Annotated in this window: 19 protein-coding genes and 1 tRNA gene; 15 read left to right on the top strand and 5 right to left on the bottom strand. The window is 59.5% G+C overall.

Annotation, left to right across the window (positions count from 1 at the left end):
- Positions 1-48: 48 nt before the first annotated feature.
- Both phhA and HY30_RS07805 read left to right on the top strand, forming a co-directional pair.
- Positions 49-930, top strand: coding sequence for a phenylalanine 4-monooxygenase (gene phhA, locus HY30_RS07800; protein ID WP_034738753.1), 882 nt, complete (start codon positions 49-51; stop codon positions 928-930).
- A 42-nt stretch (positions 931-972) separates the two neighbouring features.
- The gene (locus HY30_RS07805; RefSeq protein WP_034739119.1) at positions 973-1,926 is read left to right on the top strand and encodes a UDP-glucuronic acid decarboxylase family protein; all 954 of its coding nucleotides are present in this window, start codon (positions 973-975) and stop codon (positions 1,924-1,926) included.
- 13 nt (positions 1,927-1,939) lie between these two features.
- Here the strand turns inward: HY30_RS07805 and HY30_RS07810 are convergent.
- Positions 1,940-2,013 (bottom strand) — tRNA-Ile (locus HY30_RS07810).
- Between the two features lie 162 nt (positions 2,014-2,175).
- Between HY30_RS07810 and galE the strand changes: the two genes are divergently transcribed.
- Both galE and HY30_RS07820 read left to right on the top strand, forming a co-directional pair.
- Positions 2,176-3,195 carry a UDP-glucose 4-epimerase GalE gene (gene galE, locus HY30_RS07815; protein ID WP_034738755.1) on the top strand — a complete coding sequence of 340 codons (1,020 nt, stop codon included), beginning with the start codon at positions 2,176-2,178 and terminating at the stop codon, positions 3,193-3,195.
- A 219-nt stretch (positions 3,196-3,414) separates the two neighbouring features.
- A complete protein-coding gene (locus HY30_RS07820) occupies positions 3,415-4,092 on the top strand; it encodes an SIMPL domain-containing protein (RefSeq protein ID WP_162176911.1) in 678 nt (225 codons plus the stop codon).
- 72 nt (positions 4,093-4,164) lie between these two features.
- On the opposite strand, the gene HY30_RS07825 is transcribed toward HY30_RS07820, so the two are convergent.
- A complete protein-coding gene (locus tag HY30_RS07825; protein ID WP_241765674.1) occupies positions 4,165-5,127 on the bottom strand; it encodes a KpsF/GutQ family sugar-phosphate isomerase in 963 nt (320 codons plus the stop codon).
- Positions 5,128-5,216: 89 nt separating this feature from the next.
- Positions 5,217-6,452: a D-alanyl-D-alanine carboxypeptidase family protein gene (locus HY30_RS07830; RefSeq protein ID WP_081812118.1), complete on the bottom strand. Its 1,236-nt coding sequence runs from the start codon at positions 6,450-6,452 to the stop codon at positions 5,217-5,219.
- A 231-nt stretch (positions 6,453-6,683) separates the two neighbouring features.
- On the opposite strand from HY30_RS07830, the gene HY30_RS07835 reads away from it, so the two are divergent.
- The 7 genes from HY30_RS07835 (at position 6,684) to HY30_RS07865 (ending at position 13,327) form a co-directional block, all read left to right on the top strand.
- Positions 6,684-7,124, top strand: coding sequence for a phasin family protein (locus tag HY30_RS07835; RefSeq protein ID WP_034738763.1), 441 nt, complete (start codon positions 6,684-6,686; stop codon positions 7,122-7,124).
- Between the two features lie 135 nt (positions 7,125-7,259).
- Entirely contained in the window at positions 7,260-7,670 is a 411-nt protein-coding gene (locus HY30_RS19190) for a DUF1499 domain-containing protein (RefSeq protein WP_051615097.1), read from the top strand.
- Positions 7,671-7,767: 97 nt separating this feature from the next.
- Positions 7,768-8,124: an ATP-dependent Clp protease adapter ClpS gene (clpS, locus tag HY30_RS07845; protein ID WP_051615154.1), complete on the top strand. Its 357-nt coding sequence runs from the start codon at positions 7,768-7,770 to the stop codon at positions 8,122-8,124.
- 33 nt (positions 8,125-8,157) lie between these two features.
- Positions 8,158-10,473 carry an ATP-dependent Clp protease ATP-binding subunit ClpA gene (gene clpA, locus HY30_RS07850; RefSeq protein WP_034738767.1) on the top strand — a complete coding sequence of 772 codons (2,316 nt, stop codon included), beginning with the start codon at positions 8,158-8,160 and terminating at the stop codon, positions 10,471-10,473.
- 195 nt (positions 10,474-10,668) lie between these two features.
- A complete protein-coding gene (locus HY30_RS07855; RefSeq protein ID WP_081812120.1) occupies positions 10,669-11,262 on the top strand; it encodes a calcium-binding protein in 594 nt (197 codons plus the stop codon).
- Between the two features lie 125 nt (positions 11,263-11,387).
- On the top strand, positions 11,388-12,590 hold the full coding sequence (locus HY30_RS07860; protein ID WP_034738770.1) for a serine hydrolase domain-containing protein: 1,203 nt from the start codon (positions 11,388-11,390) through the stop codon (positions 12,588-12,590).
- Positions 12,587-13,327 (top strand): class I SAM-dependent methyltransferase, encoded by a 741-nt coding sequence (locus HY30_RS07865; RefSeq protein ID WP_034738773.1) that lies wholly within the window; start codon positions 12,587-12,589, stop codon positions 13,325-13,327. Before HY30_RS07860 ends, HY30_RS07865 begins: the two co-directional genes overlap by 4 nt.
- Here the strand turns inward: HY30_RS07865 and HY30_RS07870 are convergent.
- Together HY30_RS07870 and kdsA are read right to left on the bottom strand one after the other, a co-directional pair.
- Positions 13,324-13,872: an rRNA large subunit pseudouridine synthase E gene (locus tag HY30_RS07870; RefSeq protein ID WP_034738774.1), complete on the bottom strand. Its 549-nt coding sequence runs from the start codon at positions 13,870-13,872 to the stop codon at positions 13,324-13,326. The two genes, HY30_RS07865 and HY30_RS07870, sit on opposite strands and share 4 nt — an antisense overlap.
- A 4-nt stretch (positions 13,873-13,876) precedes the next feature.
- Positions 13,877-14,725, bottom strand: coding sequence for a 3-deoxy-8-phosphooctulonate synthase (gene kdsA / locus HY30_RS07875; protein WP_034738776.1), 849 nt, complete (start codon positions 14,723-14,725; stop codon positions 13,877-13,879).
- A 307-nt stretch (positions 14,726-15,032) separates the two neighbouring features.
- Between kdsA and rfbF the strand changes: the two genes are divergently transcribed.
- Genes rfbF through HY30_RS07895 form a run of 4 tightly spaced genes read left to right on the top strand, consistent with a single transcriptional unit; the run spans position 15,033 to position 18,796 of the window.
- Positions 15,033-15,800 carry a glucose-1-phosphate cytidylyltransferase gene (gene rfbF, locus HY30_RS07880; RefSeq protein ID WP_034738778.1) on the top strand — a complete coding sequence of 256 codons (768 nt, stop codon included), beginning with the start codon at positions 15,033-15,035 and terminating at the stop codon, positions 15,798-15,800.
- Positions 15,785-16,885 (top strand): CDP-glucose 4,6-dehydratase, encoded by a 1,101-nt coding sequence (gene rfbG, locus HY30_RS07885; RefSeq protein WP_034738780.1) that lies wholly within the window; start codon positions 15,785-15,787, stop codon positions 16,883-16,885. The genes rfbF and rfbG overlap by 16 nt, the downstream gene beginning before the upstream one ends.
- On the top strand, positions 16,882-17,829 hold the full coding sequence (locus tag HY30_RS19195) for an NAD-dependent epimerase/dehydratase family protein (RefSeq protein ID WP_051615102.1): 948 nt from the start codon (positions 16,882-16,884) through the stop codon (positions 17,827-17,829). Before rfbG ends, HY30_RS19195 begins: the two co-directional genes overlap by 4 nt.
- The gene (locus tag HY30_RS07895; RefSeq protein ID WP_034738782.1) at positions 17,822-18,796 is read left to right on the top strand and encodes a glycosyltransferase family 2 protein; all 975 of its coding nucleotides are present in this window, start codon (positions 17,822-17,824) and stop codon (positions 18,794-18,796) included. The genes HY30_RS19195 and HY30_RS07895 overlap by 8 nt, the downstream gene beginning before the upstream one ends.
- Positions 18,797-18,798: the final 2 nt, after the last annotated feature.

Raw genomic sequence — 18,798 nt, forward strand, 5'->3', positions numbered from 1 at the left:
GCATAAGGGTGTTTTGGATACGGCACCAAAGCTGAACCGGAGCACGCAATGCCTCTTGATACAAAAGATGCCCCCAAGAACCGCTATGCGGGTGCGCCTCGCGCAGCGGATTTCACGATCGACCAGGACTGGGCTTCCTATTCTGCGGCCGAACACGACAGGTGGGACAGACTGTTTCGTCGCCAGCAGGAGGTGACATACAACCGGGCCAGCAAGACGGCGCTGGACGCCATGGCAGCCTTGGAGCTATCGGCATCGGGAATACCTGACATGGAGCAGCTGTCAGACAGGCTCGAGGCCATCACGGGATGGCGCGTCGTACCGGTGGCTGAACTTGTTCCTGACGAGATATTCTTCGATCATCTTGCCAATCGCCGCTTCCCCGCAGGCGCCTTCATCCGCCCCGAGGCGGAGTTCGACTACCTGCAGGAACCGGATATCTTCCATGACATATTCGGCCATGTGCCGATGCTGGCGAATCCTGTGTTCGCCGATTTCATGGAAGCCTATGGCAAGGGTGGGCAGCGCGCGATGCAACTTGGCCAGCTGCACAATCTGGCGCGGCTTTACTGGTACACGGTGGAATTCGGCCTGATCCGCGAAGCAGGTGGCTTGCGCATCTATGGCGCCGGCATCCTTTCCAGCCCGAATGAGACAGTGTTCGCGCTGGAAGACGACAGCCCGAACCGGATCGGCTTTGATCTGGCCCGGATCATGCGGACCAAATACATCATCGATGATTTTCAGCAGACCTATTTTGTTATCGACAGTTTCGAGGCGCTGCTGGAGGCCTGCTACAAGGACTTCGGCACCGTGTACGGCGATGTCAAAGGCAACCCGGATCTTGAAGCCCATGAGATCGAGCCGGGCGACGAAGTAATTACGCTCGGCACACTGGACTATTTCCACAAGCGGAAGGCCGTGCGCTGACGCCCTCTTGACCGTTCTGCAAAAAGCCCGCACCCCGCTATGATGCATTATGTTCCCCGCATTCTCGTCACCGGCGGCGCCGGCTTCATCGGTTCCTTCCTGTGCGAGCGCCTGCTCGAGACAGGGGCGGAAGTCCTCTGCGTCGACAATTTCTTCACGGGCCGACGCACCAATGTCGCCCACCTGCTCGATAATCCGAAGTTCGAAGTGATGCGTCACGATGTGACGTTTCCGCTCTTTGTGGAAGTCGACCAGATCTACAATCTGGCCTGCCCGGCTAGCCCGATCCACTACCAGTTCGACCCGGTCCAGACGACCAAGACCAGCGTGCACGGCGCCATCAACATGCTGGGCCTCGCCAAGCGAACACGGGCGCGCATCCTTCAGGCCTCGACATCTGAGGTCTATGGAGATCCGGCGATCCACCCCCAGACCGAAGACTATTGGGGCAATGTGAACCCGATCGGGATCCGTTCATGCTATGACGAGGGAAAGCGCTGCGCCGAAACGCTGTTTTTCGACTATCACCGCCAGCACAAGGTGGAGATCAAAGTCGCCCGCATTTTCAATACCTACGGTCCACGCATGCATCCGAATGATGGCAGGGTCGTTTCCAACTTTATCGTGCAGGCGCTGAAGGGCGAGGACATCACGCTTTATGGCGACGGCGAGCAGACACGCAGCTTTTGCTATGTGTCCGATCTGGTGACCGGTCTGGTGTCGCTGATGGGATCAGGCCCCGATTTCGTAGGCCCGGTGAATATCGGCAATCCGGGCGAGTTCACCATCCGTCAGCTGGCCGAGCGCGTGATTGCGCTGACGGGCGCGAAGTCCAAGCTCGTGCATCGTCCGCTGCCGCAAGATGACCCCAAGCAGCGCCAGCCAGATATTTCCCTTGCACAGGAAAAGCTTGGCTGGGCGCCCACGGTGTCGCTGGACGAAGGTCTGAAACCCACGATTGCCTATTTTGAGAATGAGATTCGGGCGATGAGCTGACTGAGTTGACCAGTGGGCCCGGCAGGACTCGAACCTGCGACCAAACCGTTATGAGCGGTCCGCTCTAACCAACTGAGCTACAGGCCCCACTGAGCCCCCGGTTTAAGCGCGCGGATAACCTGTGGCAATGGCGCAAATCACCCTCTTTGGCCATGTATTTGCATTGATGATGCATGATAGGTCGAGCGAAACGGCGTTACGTGCCGGATTGGTATTGAATTGGCCGATTTCGGCTGCGAGGGTGTGGTTATGAAGCAGGTTTTGGTGACAGGCGGCGCGGGCTATATAGGCACGCATACGTGCGTGGAGCTGATGGCCCAGGGCTATTCGCCCGTTGTCGTGGACAATTTCTGCAATAGCAGCCCGGCATCGCTGGACCGTGTGCGGCGCCTGACAAACCATGAATTGCCTTCCTATGAAGCCGATATTCGTGACACGGCGCAGATCATCGAGATTCTGAAAAAGCATGATTGCGAGTCGGTCATCCATTTTGCCGGCCTGAAGGCGGTGGGCGATTCCGTCGCCAAACCACTGGAATATTACAGCGCCAACGTGATGGGCTCGCACAGCCTGCTGACTGCCATGATGGAAGCCGGTACGAAGCGTTTTGTGTTCAGCTCCAGTGCCACGGTCTATGGCGAGCCAGTCTTCCTGCCCTATACCGAAAGCCACCCGCTCAGCCCGACGAGCCCCTATGGCCAGACGAAGCTCGCCGTCGAGCAGATGCTGAATGATCTGGTGGCGTCTGGCAGCATGACGGATGTGGCGATCCTGCGCTATTTCAACCCGATTGGCGCCCACGCCAGCGGCCAGATTGGCGAAGACCCCCACGGCGTACCGAACAATCTGATGCCTTATGTGGCGCAGGTGGCGGTCGGTCGCCGAACGGAACTGAACGTCTTCGGCAATGATTATGATACGCCCGACGGGACGGGTGTGCGGGACTACCTGCATGTGGTTGACCTCGCCCGCGCGCATGTCCTGGCGCTGCAACGGTTTGAACGGGAACCGGGCGCGATCACAGTTAATCTCGGCACGGGGCAGGGCACGTCGGTTCTCGAGCTGGTCAAGGCGTTCAAAGAGGCGAGCGGAAGGGACGTTCCCGTCAACTTTGCCCCCCGGCGCAGCGGTGACATCGCGGCTTTCTGGGCTGATCCAAGTCAGGCGGAATCCCTGCTCGGATGGCAGGCTGAATACGATATCAGCGACATGTGCCGCGACCAGTGGGCCTGGCAAAGCCAGAATCCCAATGGCTTCGAGACGGCCTGATATCGCAGTCGTTTTTCCAGTCTGAGGCAACTTTCGCCGTCTTGCGGCCTTAATCCTTTGGGACACAGGGCCATCAACAAGAATGGAAATCCAGACATGCTGAAACAGACCAAAATGATCGCTGCAATGAGTGTTTGCATACTGGCGCTTGCGCCAGTTGCCTGCGCGCAGATGCCAACGACGACAAAGGGAGCCTCCCTGACAAGCACAGGGCCATCAATGATGAACAACAATTCGATCCAGCCTGAAACCACTCTGGATGTCAGTGCAGAAGGCGAAGTCATGCGCGCCCCCGACATTGCCTACATCACGGCAGGCGTTCAGGCCGATGCCGCCACCGCGCAGGAAGCCATGCAGCAGCAGGCCAATGCGATGACCGGCGTGTTCGATGCGCTCGCCAAGGCGGGTGTTGAGAAAAAGGACATGCAGACGTCGAACTTCTCACTGCAGCCACGCTACACCTATATCGAAGTTGACGAGGGCAAGGGCCGCACACGCGGCGAGCAGCGCCTCGACGGCTATACAGCGTCCAACCAATTGACCGTGAAGGTTCGCGATCTCGACAATCTGGGCGCCACGATGGACAGCCTTGTGTCGGCCGGTGGCAACACGTTCTCGGGCATCAGCTTTGCCCTCGACAATGATGACGAAGTGCGCGCCGAAGCGCGCCGCAAGGCCGTTACCAACGCGCTGTCGAAAGCAGAGCTGTACGCGACCGCAGCTGGCATGAAGGTCGGCCGAATCGTGACCATGACGGAAGGTGGCGACTATAGCCCCCAGCCAATGGCCATGATGGCCCGCGGCAAGGAAATGGCGATGGATGCCTCGACTCCCATTTCGGGCGGCGAAGTCGGCTACACGGCGCGTGTGAATGTGCAGTTCGAACTTGTGAAATAAGCGGCGAGCAGTCGCTTTTTCAAACCAACGGCGGTTCCTAAAGGAGCCGCCGTTTTTGATTCAGCCTGAGGTCTAAACGTAACCTTCCGCCAGCAGGTCCTTCATGTCCACGATGCCGATGGGGCGCCCGTCTTCGACGACAAAGGCGTTCGAGATGCGGTTGTCGCTGAGCCGCTTTATGACCGTTGCGAGGCGTTCTTTGGGGGCGATTGTGCGCGGATCGGGGGTCATCACGGACCTTGCGTCACCATCCAGCTTGCCGGCGAGCATGGCGCGACGAAGGTCACCATCGGTGACCATGCCGACAATGCGTCCATCGGGCCCGAGGACAGCCACGCAGCCCTTGCGGCCTTCCGAGACGGCCAGGATGACCTCCTGCACACTCGCATCCGTGGCGACGACGGGGATGTCATCAGGGCGGTCGGTAACATAGTCGCCCGCTGTTTGCAGGGAGCGCCCAAGCTTGCCGCCCGGGTGGCGCGAACCGAAATCTTCCCGGCTGAAGCCGCGTCGGTCCATCAGGAGGATGGTCAGCGCATCGCCAAGGGCGAGGGCCATGGTTGTGGATGAGGTGGGCGCGAGGCCATTCGGGCAGGCCTCAGCCACCGTTGGCATGTGAAGGACGACGTCCGACAGGCGACCAAGGGTCGAATCGGGGGCGCGGGTCATGCCGATAACGGGGATGGAATTGCCACGGCAATAGCGCAGGAGGTCGACCATTTCGCGGCTTTCGCCGGAATAGGAGATGGCCAGCAGGACAGAGCCCGGCACGATCATGCCAAGGTCGCCGTGGCTGGCTTCGGTCGGGTGGAGGAAGAAGGAGGGCGTGCCTGTCGAGGCGAGGCTGGCGGCGATCTTCTGGCCAATGTGGCCCGACTTGCCGACGCCGGCGACAATCACATAGCGATCGGTTGCCATGACGAGATCTGCCGCGCGGATGATGGTCTCGTCGAGGCCGGCCTCAAGCTTTTCCAGAGCGTCCCGCTCGATGCGGATAACATTGCGCGCAAGTTCGATTTCTGACTCGGTTTTCAAGGAAGACTCCCTAGAGGCTTTGCGCACAGGCGTCTGCCCGATTGGGAGGGTTCGTCAAGCCTTGGTCGTGTGTTCGGCTGCGTGTGAGTCTAGTTGCCGAACTGGCGAGCCTCGTATTCGCCGACCGTAAAGGCGGGGCGACCGGCGGGAATGACAACCGTTGCGCCAACAAAACTTGTCGGGGTTGCATCACCCTGCTCGAACTCAACCGTTTCATCAGCCGTCTGCCCGGCATCCGCCATCAGAATCTCGCTGGCATCTTCGGCCGTTTCTTCATCCGGCTCCATAGCGACTTCGGCAACCTCGACCGTCTGTTCCACTTTCGGTTCAGGGGTTTTCGGCACGGCCGTCAGGCCACGCAGTGTCGTCGTGGTGGGCTGGAGAGCGCCAAGCGGCTTGCCGTTGAGCATTGGGACGGCCGCACCATTCGGATTGACGGTTGTCGTGTTGAATTCGGAGAAGGCGATCTGGAGGCGGCGGCTTGGATCCATTGGATCAGCCGGCAGCTCGTAGCTCTTGAAAGCGGCTTCGACGAGCGCCTCGACATGGGCGTTGCGCGATTTGGACGTGCTGCCCCCCAGCATGATGGCGACGATACGGTGACCGTCGCGCTTGGCAGATGTCATCAGGTTGAAGCCCGAAGCGCGGGTGTAGCCGGTCTTGATGCCGTCCACGCCGTCGACAGTGTCGAGCAGTTCATTGTGGTTCTTATAGGTCTTGCCGGCCCAGGTGAAGCGAGGGCGTGAGAAGTGATGATAGGACTCGCCATGGTCGTCGATCATGGCCTCAGCCAATATGGCCAAGTCGCGGGCGGTGGTTATCTGGCGGTCATCAGGCAGGCCGGATGCGTTCACAAAGCGCGTGTTCTGCATGCCAAGGCTTTTGGCTTTAACAGTCATCAACTGGGCAAAGCGGCTTTCAGAGCCGCCGAGACGTTCGGCAACAACGACGGCTACGTCATTGGCGGATTTTGTGACGAGGGCGCCAATGGCGTCGCTGACGCTGATGGTCGAGCCGGGCTTGAGCTTGAGATTTGACGGCGCCTGACTTGCGGCGAAGCGCGAAACGGTCAGTTTTTCGTCGAGCGAGACGTCGCCGGCATTGATCGCATCGAACAGCATGTAGAGCGTCATGACCTTGGTCAGGGACGCCGGATAGCGCGGATCATCAGCATTTCGGGCGTGGAGAACTTCGTTTGTATCCTTGTCGATCACAATGGAGGCGTACTTCTCGGCGAAGGCCGCTGGCGCACTGAAGCCGGTCACAACGAGCATTGCCGCCACGGCAAGCGTTCGGATCGCCAAGCCCCAAGTATGCTGTCTCATTGTGGTCTACCTCCGCGAAAGTATGAACCCCGAACCGCCCAAGGTTTACGATAGAGTCCCAAAAATGCGTTGACCACACCTTAACACAGGCGAAGCACTCAAATTTCGGCAATCTCCGGGTCGCTGTGCAAAAAGCGTGCAGGAATGCTTATGTTGCGGTGCACAATTTTTGTTGCGCGAGCGAATAAAATGTACTATATAAGGCGAACACGAGGAAAAAGGATTCGCCCCATGGCCAAGTCACCTAATTCAGCTCCAAAGTCCAAAACTGCTCCCAAAGCTGCCAAAGCCGAGGCGCACGCGACCGAAGCCGCGACCAAGATGCTGGATGACGGCATGGAAAAAGTCTCCGATATGGCCAGCAAATTCGGCACCTACGCTGAAGATGGCATGAAGAAGATCGCTGAGCACGCCTCCGCTTCGACGGAAGTGATGCGCACGATCGGCAGCCGCAACATGGATTTCTTCACACGCACGCTTGAGCAGGGTGTGGAAGCAACTCAGGCCATGACCAGCGCGAAAGACCCGCGCCAGGTTGTCGAAATCCAGACCGGTTTCGCAAAATCCATGATGTCTGCTTACACATCCGAGATGAGCGCCCAGGCTGAGCTTTGCATGCTCGCATGGCGCGACGCTGCCAAGCCTTTCACGAAAGTGTGGGCTACGAAATAACTCCCTGACATCCAGACGGAGTCCACGCCGCCTGACTGTAGAGTGAGTAGAATGAAGAGCCGGACCTGATTGGTCCGGTTCTTTGTTTGTGGGACCCATGTTTTTCGTGTGGCATCTGCCCTGAAGCAGATTACCATGTTTCTTATGACCGATTTCATCGATTTCCAGACATTCAAGCGCCCGTCGAAGCCGAATAACTGGCTCGTTGCTCCCGACGGCTTCATTGACGCAGCCTCGCCAGACGAATCCTCGCCTGTGTATGACCGCACGCCTGACGCCCTGTTCAAGGATGTCATGGAGATGATCGCCGCGCGAAGCGACTGGAAGATAAAGGCGTCCGACCCTTCGACCGGACGGATCAGTTTCATCGCCGTGACAAAACTCCTCAGGTTCAAGGATGATGTGGATATCCTGGTGCTTCCGGTGGAGGCACATGACGGGCAATCGACGCTCGCTGTCTACTCCCGTTCGCGGGTCGGTTATTCGGATCTCGGTACAAACGGGAAGCGGGTGAACGCACTGCTCAGTGCGCTTGCGATGCCCTAAAAGCAGGCATGAGATGCTTTTGCCTCGCTTCGTCCCTTCAAACTCACGCAGGAACGTATATCTTATGGCCATGAGCGAATTGTCTGAACACGTCCGGATGAGCGATCCGAACCTGCCGGGCCCCCCGGCTGGGACGCCGCCGGGCGGTGGTGATGGCATCGGTGTTGATATCGTCACCCAAACACGAATCAAAACGAAAAAGCCTTCGCTTTACCGGGTTCTGTTGCTGAACGACGACTACACGCCGATGGAATTCGTCGTCTACATTCTCGAGCGATATTTCAATCGCTCACGCGAGCAGGCGACCCGTATCATGCTGCATGTCCACCAGAAGGGCGTGGGGCTATGTGGGGTCTATACTTACGAAGTGGCTGAAACAAAAGTCGCTCAGGTGCTTGACCTTGCCAAACGCCATGAACACCCTCTCCAATGCGTTATGGAGAAAGAAGACTAGTTTTTATCACCCCCGACCTGAAAGGTCTGACACGTGCCACGATTGTCCCACTCTCTCGAAACCGCTCTCGAAAAGGCGCTCACCCTCGCGTCCGAACGCGACCATGAGTATGCCACGCTCGAGCACCTCCTCCTGGCCTTAACGGAAGATGAGCATGCCCGCGAAGTGATGGGAGCCTGCAAGGTAGATATAGAAGCGCTGACCGGTGACCTTGTTCGCTACATTGATGAAGAGCTTTCCAGCCTCATTCTTGAAGAAAGCGAAGGCCGCGTTCAGCCGACGGCCGCATTCCAGCGCGTCGTCCAGCGTGCCATCCTTCATGTCGAAAGCTCCGGCCGTGATGAAGTGACAGGCGCGAACGTGCTGGTCTCGATCTTCTCCGAGCGCGAAAGCCATGCTGCTTACTTCCTGCAGGAGCAGGACATGACCCGCTATGACGCCGTCAACTTCATCTCGCATGGCGTTGCCAAGCAGCCCGGCATGTCCCGCCCCTCCAGCCCGCGCGGCGCGGAAGGCGGCGAAGAAGAAGCCGTCAAGCAGGGCCACGAGGCGCTCGACGCCTATTGCGTCAACCTCAATGCCAAGGCGCGCGCCGGCAAGATCGATCCACTGATCGGCCGCGACGCCGAAGTGAACCGCTGCATCGAAGTGCTATGTCGCCGCAACAAGAACAACCCGATCCTCGTCGGCGATCCGGGCGTGGGCAAGACGGCGATTGCTGAAGGCCTCGCCAAGAAAATCGTTGACGGCGAAGCACCGGAAATTCTCGACGAAGCGATCATCTGGTCGCTCGACATGGGCGCATTGCTTGCTGGCACGCGCTATCGCGGTGACTTCGAGGAGCGCCTCAAGTCCGTGATGAAGGAACTCGAGCAGCAGGAAAAAGCCATCCTGTTCATCGACGAGATCCACACGATCATCGGAGCTGGTGCGACCTCCGGCGGTGCAATGGATGCCTCTAACCTCCTGAAGCCCGCGCTTCAGAATGGCGGGCTGCGCTGCATGGGTTCGACGACGTTCAAGGAATACAAGCAACACTTCGAAAAGGACCGCGCGCTTAGCCGCCGCTTCCGCAAGATCGATGTGGTCGAGCCGACTGTACCTGATGCCATCAAGATCCTGACGGGCCTGAAATCCCGCTTCGAGGACTTCCACGGCCTGCGCTACACCAATGACGCCATCAAGGCGGCAGTGGAGCTGTCGGATCGCTACATCACGGATCGGAAACTGCCGGACAAGGCGATCGACGTGATCGATGAAGCCGGTGCTGCGCAATGGCTGCTGCCTGCCAACAAGCGCAAGAAGCAGGTTGGCATCAAGGACGTGGAAGCCGTGGTCGCCAAGATCGCGCGCATTCCTCCGAAACAGGTGTCCAGCGACGACATGATCGCGCTGAAATCCTTGGAGACGGACCTTCAGCGCGTTGTGTTCGGCCAGGATGCGGCGATTACGGCGCTCTCTGCTGCGATCAAGCTGGCACGCGCGGGCCTGCGCGAACCGAACAAGCCCATCGGCTCGTACCTGTTCACCGGCCCGACGGGCGTCGGCAAGACCGAAGTGGCCAAACAGCTCGCCTCCATCATGGGTGTCGAGATGCTGCGCTTCGACATGTCGGAATATATGGAGCGGCACACCGTTTCCCGCTTGATCGGTGCGCCTCCGGGCTATGTCGGTTATGATGAAGGTGGCCTGCTGACGGACGGCGTGGACCAGCATCCGCACTGCGTACTGCTGCTCGACGAAATCGAGAAGGCCCACCCGGACCTGTTCAACATCCTGCTCCAGGTCATGGACAATGGTGCATTGACGGATGCCAACGGACGCAAGGTCGACTTCCGCAATGTCATCCTGATCATGACAACGAACGCGGGCGCTTCGGATGCCTCCAAGAACTCGATCGGTTTCGGTCGCGGCAAGAAGGACGATGAGCAGGAAGAGGCGCTCAAGCGCCTGTTCACGCCGGAATTCCGCAACCGTCTTGATGCGACGATCACGTTTGGTGGCCTGACACCGGCCATCATCGACCGCGTTGTCGAGAAGTTTATCCTGCAGCTGGAAGTCCAGCTGGAAGATCGCAACGTCTCGATCGAGATCACCAAAGCGGCTCGCGACTGGCTGGCCAAGCGCGGCTTCGATCCCGACATGGGCGCGCGGCCTCTCTCGCGAACGATCCAGGAGCACGTCAAGAAACCGATGGCCGAAGAGCTCCTGTTCGGGAAGCTCCAGAAGGGCGGCGTGGTCAAGATCGACGTGGACAAGAAGGACGAGGAAAAGCTCGCTTTCAAATACGTCGCCGAGCCTGCCAAGAAGCGCTCCGCCAAGAAGGACGATGCCGAAGAGCCGGCCTGATAGGCATCAAAAATTGAAACGAATTAAGGGCCGCTCGCTATGCCGGGCGGCCCTTTTGATTTGCGACTGAATTGGAGCGTTTTGGGCATGGAAATACCTCATTGTGTTTCCATACTTCCAATCTAAGCATGTCGCGATTGGCCCCCGTCTCAAACGGCTGGGCGTCTTCCCAATTACCAAGCAAGGATTGTTTGAATGAACCGTATATTGATTGCTGCGCTCGCCCTGACGTCATTGGCGGCCTGTGACAAGGGCGGGGCGAAGGATGCGCCCGAAGCTGCGCCTTCCGAGATTGTCGCCGCAAAACCTGTTGCCGAAATCAATGCGATTGCCGGAACCGACGGGAATGATACGCTCGACGGCACAGAAGGGCGCGACTCAATCGAAGGCGGTGCTGGGAAAGACAAGTTAAATGGTCTGGGCGGCAATGATACCCTGAACGGAGGGGGCGGCGCTGACATGCTGGACGGAGGGCCTGGCAACGACGTTTTAATCGGCGGGGCCGGGAACGACACGCTGACAGGTGGCGCCGGGAAGGACACATATCGCTTCACCAAAGGCTGGGGAATGGATGTGGTGACGGATTTTGAATCCAAGGAACGTCTGGATATGGCGCGCCTGGGTCTCCAGTCCGACACGGAAACGCCGGAAGCCGCTTTCGCAAAATTGTCCATCACCGCTGACGGTCCAGACACGCTGATCAAGATCACTGGCGATGATGCAAACGTAATCCGTTTGCAGGGCGTGAAACCTTCGGCGCTTTCCGTCGCCAATTTCAGGTTCAAATAGCGCGTAAAGTCTCCAGCATTGCGTTTGATTGGCGTGGACATTGATGTTCGCGTGGTTCTAATTATGCCCAAGCGTCAGCCGTGCCGTTCCTGGCGTGAGCAGAACGGCGCAATGGGAGAGACGAAATGGCTGGCATGGTCAAAGGAAAGTGCGACTCGAAATTCGGCGCGCTGAAGGAAGAATTCGAACGCAATTTTAAAGATCGAGGCGAAGTTGGCGCATCGGTTTGCCTGTCGGTGAATGGCGAGACTTTGGTCGACCTCTGGGGCGGCAAGGCCAACCCGGAAACCGGCGAGGACTGGCAGGAAGATACGATCTCGATCGTCTTCTCGTGCTCCAAGGCCGCGACCTCCGTCTGCGCCCATATCCTGATCGACCGGGGTGAGTTGAATCCCGCTGCGCTTGTCGCTGACTACTGGCCGGAATTTGCCAAGAACGGCAAAGAGAAGACCACCGTCCAGATGATGCTGAACCATGAGAGCGCGCTGCCGACGTTGCGCGATCCGGTGAAGCCGGGCGGCTATTCGGACTGGGACTACATGATCAAGCGCCTCGAAGACGAGGAAGCTTTCTGGGAGCCGGGCACACGCAACGGCTATCACATGATCAATTTCGGCTGGACGGTCGGCGAACTCGTCCGGCGCGTATCGGGCAAGTCGCTCGGCACCTTTTTCCGCGATGAAGTGGCGGCAAAGACAGGCGCGAAATTCTGGCTCGGTCTGCCGGAAGACGAGGACGTGCATATTGCGCCCATCCACACTTATGCACCGCAGCCCGGCGATGTGCCCACCGAGTTCACGATCAAGCTGATGACGGACCCGGACTCGATCCAGCACAAGTCGTTCATGAACAGCGGTGGATGGGACTTCAATGACCGCAAGAGCCAGGCCGCCGAGATCGGCGGAGGTGGCGGCCTCTCCAATGCGCGCGGACAGGTGGCCATGTACACGCCACTCGCCTGCAATGATGGCAGCCTGGTCTCGAAGGACCGCGTTGCCAATATGAGCATGGTATCGACTGCGACTCAGCGTGATGCGACGCTGCTCATTCCCACACGCTTTGCCTCAGGCTTCATGAAGTCGATGGACAACCGCGCGCTGAACCTTGGCCCGGGCACCAGCGCGATCATGGGTGACAAGGCATTCGGCCATGTCGGCGCTGGTGGTTCCATCGGCTTTGCCGATCCGGAATGCGGCATGGCCTTCAGCTATACGATGAACCAGATGGGCGGCGGTCTGTTGCTGAATGATCGCGGCCAACCGCTGATCGACGCAGCCTATAAAGCGCTTGGCTATCGCACGAATGCGCCGGGGGCCTGGGTGAGGTGAAGTTCGGCCCGGAGACTTTTGGCGAACTGAATGCGGAGGATTATGACGTCCTCCACGATCCGGGCACGACGGACGAATCCGTTGCGCTGATCAGCGAGATTGCCGCGGGCGGGCGCGTGCTGGAACTCGCCATCGGCACCGGCCGCGTGGCGCTGCCACTGGTGGCGCAGGGGCTGGAGGTGCACGGCATCGAAGGCTCCCCTGAGATGGTGGCCAAGCTGCGTGAGAAACCCGGCGGCGATGCGGTGCCTGTCGTCATCGGCGACTTTGCGGATGTCGCCATAGAGGGCCCGTTCGACCATGTGTTTCTCGTCTTCAACACGCTGTTCAATCTGACAACGCAGGCAGCGCAGGTGCGGTGTTTCGCCAATGTGGCCCAGCGCCTCAAGCCGGGCGGCACATTCCTTGTCGAGACATTCGTGCCTGATGAAGAGAAGGCCCGCAGCGGCCAGAATGTACGCACGATGAAAGTGGGGTTCAGTTCAGTATGGATCGAAGCAGCCCTTCATGATCGTGTCGGACAGCGGATTGATTTCCAGCGCATGCGTATCACGCAGGATGGCATCCGCATGGTGCCGCTTGTGATGCGCTATGCGTGGCCCGCCGAGATAGACCTGATGGCGCAGCTCGCGGGGCTCAGACTGAAAAATCGCTGGGGCGGCTGGAAGCGCGAGCCCTTCACTGCCGAGAGCGGAATGCATGTTTCAGTGTACGAAAAGTCCGCTTTTACGGACTAGGCCTTCCGCCATTCGCCCGTTCCGAGTCCGTTCAGAGTCCATTCCCCGACCTGCGCCCGGATGAGGCGAAGCGTCGGGTGGCCGACCGAGGCCGTCATGCGGCGCACCTGCCGGTTGCGGCCCTCGGTGATGGTCAGGCTGACCCAGCTGTCGGGCACCGACTTGCGCACGCGGATGGGCGGATCACGGGGCCACAGGTTTTCCGGCTCGGGAATGGCCTCGGCCTTGGCCGGGGCGGTTTTGCCGTCCTTCAGCATGACGCCAGTGCGGAGCGCCTTGAGCGCTGCCTCGTCGGGCACGCCTTCGACCTGGACCCAATAGGTTTTCGGCTGCTTGAATTTCGGGTCGCTGATGCGGTTCTGCAGCTGGCCGTCGTCAGTGAGGACGAGGAGGCCCTCACTATCCTGGTCGAGCCGACCGGCTGCGTAAACGTCGGGCACTGTAATGAAGTCAGACAGGGTCTTGCGTGGCGAACCTGCAGTGCCGGCATCAGTGAATTGCGACAACACACCGAAGGGCTTGTTGAACAGGATCAGCCGGGACACGCGCTTAGTCCTGAACGACCGCGTGGAGTGCCTTCAGCTGGGCGAGCAGTGCGCGTGCACCGGAGACTGGCAGGCAGCTCGGGCCGTCGCAGAGGGCGGCGTCCGGGTCCGTGTGGAATTCGAGGAAGACGCCATCGGCGCCAGCGGCCACAGCGGCTTTCGCAATGATCGCGACGCCATCCCGGCGGCCGCCGGTGGACGCGCCGCCCGTGCGGGGGTCTGCGCCCGGCAGCTGGACAGCGTGGGTTGCGTCGATGGTGACCGGGCAGCCAAGTTTCTGCATTTCGGGAATGCCGAGCATGTCGACCACGAGATTATTGTAACCGAAGCTGGAGCCGCGCTCGCAAAGGATGACGCCAACATCGGCCGCTTCGCCAATCTTGGTGACAATGTTCTTGGTGTCCCAAGGGGCAATGAACTGGGCCTTCTTGACCTGCACGATGCCGCCAGCCTTGGCCGTGGCGCGGGCTGTGGCGACAACAAGGTCTGTCTGGCGGCAAAGGAAGGCCGGGATCTGGACGATATCGGCAATGGCGGCGACCGGCTCTGCCTGTTCGGCGGTGTGAAGATCGGTGCAAATCGGGACGTCCAGCTCGGCCTTGACGGCTTTCAGGATCTTCAGGCCTTCCTCAAGGCCGGGGCCGCGATAGGAATGGATCGACGAGCGGTTGGCCTTGTCGAAGCTCGCCTTGAAGACATAGGGCAGGCCGAGGTCGGCGCAGATGGCCTTCAGCTCGGCGCCAACTGTCAGCGCCAGCTCCTTGCTCTCCAGAACGTTGAGACCGGCAATGATCGCCAGCGGTTTGCCGGTGCCGATGGTCCAGCCGGACCCTTTGAGCGAAAGTACGGTCATCTTGTATCCGATCCTGACTAGGCTGCCGCTGGACAGGATCCGACGGCCAGTTGCGCATCTGGCTACCAGTCAAAGGCCCGGTCGGGCAAGCCAGACCTTGCACTCGGAGCCCCGTGAGCCTGTTTCTATGCCTGTCAGCATAATGGGCTTGTGCAACGGCTTCCTTTGCCCAAATCCGGGCTGTGGCTTGATGGCCAGCCTTGAAACTGCGCCATGCCTGTGCGAGGCAGTGAGGCCCTGTGTGGGACTGTTGTGAAAGACTGACATAGCGACGAACAACGGGTGAAGTGCCCCGGGGGAATCAAATATGAAAACCGTGATCTTCGCAGGGGGCTTTGGCACCCGCCTTTCCGAGGAAACGGGGCTGCGCCCCAAACCCATGGTCGAAATCGGCGGGCAGCCGATCATCACGCACATCATGAACATGTATTCGCGCCACGGCTTCAACGAGTTCATGATCGCGGGCGGTTACAAGGTCGATTATATACGCGAATACTTCTCGGGTTTCCCGATGCGTCACCAGGACTTCATGGTCGATGTTGGCGCTGGTACCATCACGCGTCTGGGCGAGGCCAAGTCCGACTGGAAAGTCTGGGTGATCGATACGGGTCTCCACACGATGACGGGTGGGCGCCTCAAGCGGCTAAAATCCTATATTGGCAATGAGCCCTTCATGGCGACTTACGGCGACGGCGTCGCCAGTGTGGACATCGGCAAACTGGTCGCCTTCCACAAGAGCCACGGCAAGCTGGCCACTATTACCGCGGTTCGCCCGCCGGCGCGATTCGGCAGCCTCATTATCGACGGCGAACAAGTCACCGAATTTGAGGAAAAGAACCCGCTCAGGGAAGGCTGGATCAATGGCGGCTTCTTTGTGCTGGAGCCGGGCGTGCTGGATTACATCGATGGCGATTCCCAGCCCTTCGAGAAAGATCCGCTGCACCAGCTTGCAGAGGACGGCCAGCTGATGGCGTACCGTCATGATGGATTTTGGCAGCCCATGGATACGGTGCGCGACAAGTCCGTTCTGGAAGAACTCTGGGAGAAAGGGACCGCGCCTTGGCTCGCCTCCTGAACCCGGATCCGTCGTCATTTTTCAAGGGCAAGCGCGTGCTCGTGACCGGGCATACCGGCTTCACCGGCGCGTGGATGTGCCAGTGGCTTATCCATGCCGGCGCCGATGTGCACGGTTTTGCCCTCGCGCCGGAAGAAGGCCAGGACCTAAATCTGTTTACCGTCTCCCGCCTTGGTGAGCGTATGGCGAGCGAGATCGGTGATATTCGTGACGAAACGGCGATCGCAGCCTGTCTTGCGCGCGTGAAGCCCGAGATTGTGTTCCACCTTGCCGCCCAGCCGCTCGTGCGCCGGTCTTATGTCGAGCCGGAAATGACCTATTCGACGAATGTCATGGGCACAATGAACGTGTTGCGGGCTGCGCATGCCGCCGGGACGAAGATCCTCGTGAACATCACGAGCGACAAGGCCTACCTGAACCGCGAATGGGTTTGGGGATACCGGGAGAACGACCAGCTCGGCGGGCATGATATCTATTCGTCTTCCAAGGCCTGCGCCGATATTCTCGCGACCTCTTTCCGGCTGTCCTATTGCGGCAAGGAGGGCGACATGCGCCTGGCAACCGGACGGGCGGGGAATGTCATTGGCGGCGGCGACTGGGCTGAAGACCGCCTGATCCCCGACATCGCGCGCGCCTATCGCGCGGGCAATAACGTGACGATACGGCGCCCGAATGCCGTTCGGCCGTGGCAACATGTGCTGGAAGCGGTGCGCGGATATTTCCAGCTGGCGATCGCGCTGTCTGAAGGCAAGACGGACATTGCCGCCGTGAACTTCGGGCCTGACAGCGAGAACGTTGTCGAGGTCGGCCGCCTCGCGGAAGCCATACAGGACACATTGGGACAGGACCTGATCGTGATTGATCCGGATTCCTCGACGGTCCACGAGGCCAACCTCCTGCGCCTCGACATCACGAAGGCGCGTGGAGAGCTTGGCTGGACGCCGCTCATGGGTTTCCGGCAAACGGTGGACCTGACGACGCATTTCTACAAGGCGATTATTGAGCGTCCCGGCGACGCCGAGCGCCTGTTGCAGCAAGACCTCGACACCTATTGCGGCCTGCTCGGTAGCCGCCCGGCGACATGAGCGATCAACGCATCCTGGTAACGGGGGCGTCCGGATTTATCGGTCGTGCGCTGGTGGCCAATCTGCTTGGCGCAGGCCATTCGGTGATCGCGCTCAATCGCTCGCCGTCGGTGCCGCCTTCATCGAATTCGGCCAGATACGAGGAGCGGATTGCGGCCAAACCGGAAGACCTTGCGGCGGCACTTGCAGGCATAGGGGCGGACATTGTCATTCATGCGGCGGCGCCCGGGACCCGGCCTGCGGACAGGACGTGGCAGGTGCTGTCCGAGGGCTGCATCAGTTATGTGCATCACCTTTTCGATGCGCTGGCAGGGCAGGCACCGAAACGCTTTGTCATGCTTGGAAGCTGGAGCGAGTATGCGCCGCCGACCGGGCCGACAGGCAGTTTGATCAATGAGGCGCACCCCCTTGAGAGTGGCAACATGTATGGCGCCCACAAGGCAGCGGCCTACCTGATCGCTCATGCGCGGGCGAGCCAGATCGGCACCGAATTCGTCTCGGCGCGACTGTTCAATATTTATGGGCCCGGCGAGCATGAGGCGCGCCTCATCCCGTATTGCGTTCGCCAGCTGGCAGCCGGAAAACCGGTGGAGCTAACGTCGGGCGAACAGAAGCGGGACTTCGTGTTCGTTGAGGATGCGGTGGAAGCGATTGTGCAACTGGCGCTGCGGAGCGCCGCGCCGGAACATCCGGTCTATAATGTGTGCAGCGGCGTTGGCGTGCCGGTAAAGACGCTGGTTCTGGCGGCCGCCGAGGCTGCTGGCGGGGATCCAGGCCTGTTGCGATTTGGCGCCCGGCCGCAACGCAATGACGAGCCGATGGAGATCACTGGGGATCCGCAGCGCCTGAAGGATCTGACCGGATGGTCGCCGAAAACGCCTATCTCGGCAGGCATTCAACGGCTAGTGTCCTACACGCTTGGAACCGGAATACAGCATGACTGATACACCCCTGCCGCGCACCTCCGTCGCCGACGAGCTGCCGCTCGTGTCGATTATCATTCCCGTGCTCAACGAAGCCGCCAACATACCCCGGCTGATACCCGCGATTCAGAATGTTGCTGACGGGCTTGTTGGCCAATACCGGTTTGAATTTGTCTTCACCGACAATTGTTCCTCTGACACGACCTTTGAATTGCTTGCCTCTGCGGCCGCCGAGGAAAAGCGTATCCGGGTGTTCCGCTTTTCGCGCAATTTCGGCTTCCAGCGATCAATCCTGACCGGGCTGCTGAATGCCAAGGGCGATGTTGCCATCCAGCTCGACGCAGACCTGCAGGATCCACCGGAACTCATCCCGGAAATGCTTGCGTCATGGCGGAAGGGATACGACGTGGTCTACGGTATACGCCGTCGACGGAAGGAAAACGCTTTCATTACCGGCTGTCGTCGCTTCTTCTACTGGTTCCTCGACAAGATCAGCGATCATCCCCTGCCGCGTGACGCGGGTGACTTCCGCCTGATCTCGCGCCGCGTGATCGATATTCTTGGAAACATCAAAGGTTCGGTGCCCTATATCCGCGGTACGATCAGCGAGATCGGCTTCCCGCAGATCGGTATCCCCTATGACAGGTCCGAGCGACTGGCTGGCGAGAGCAAGTTCCGGTTCTTTCCGCTGGTGAAATTCGCAATTGATGCCATGCTGCACCAGTCGACCCTTCCATTGCGGCTTGCCGGTTTTATCGCGATATTTATCTCGATCATCAGTATGCTGTTACTGGTCTACTTTGGCTGGAGATATGTGCAGGTCGGCCAGACCTGGCCAAGCGGCTTCGCCAGTCTCGCTTTCCTGATCCTCGTTTCAATGATCATGAACGCGTTCCTGATGTCGATCATCGGCGCCTATATCAGCATGATCTACAACGCCCAGAAGGGTTTTCCGGTTTCCATTGTCGATCAAAAGATCGATCACTGAAC

It is taken from the genome of Hyphomonas chukchiensis, from assembly GCF_000682695.1.
In the GTDB taxonomy this organism is placed as follows: Bacteria; Pseudomonadota; Alphaproteobacteria; order Caulobacterales; family Hyphomonadaceae; genus Hyphomonas; species Hyphomonas chukchiensis.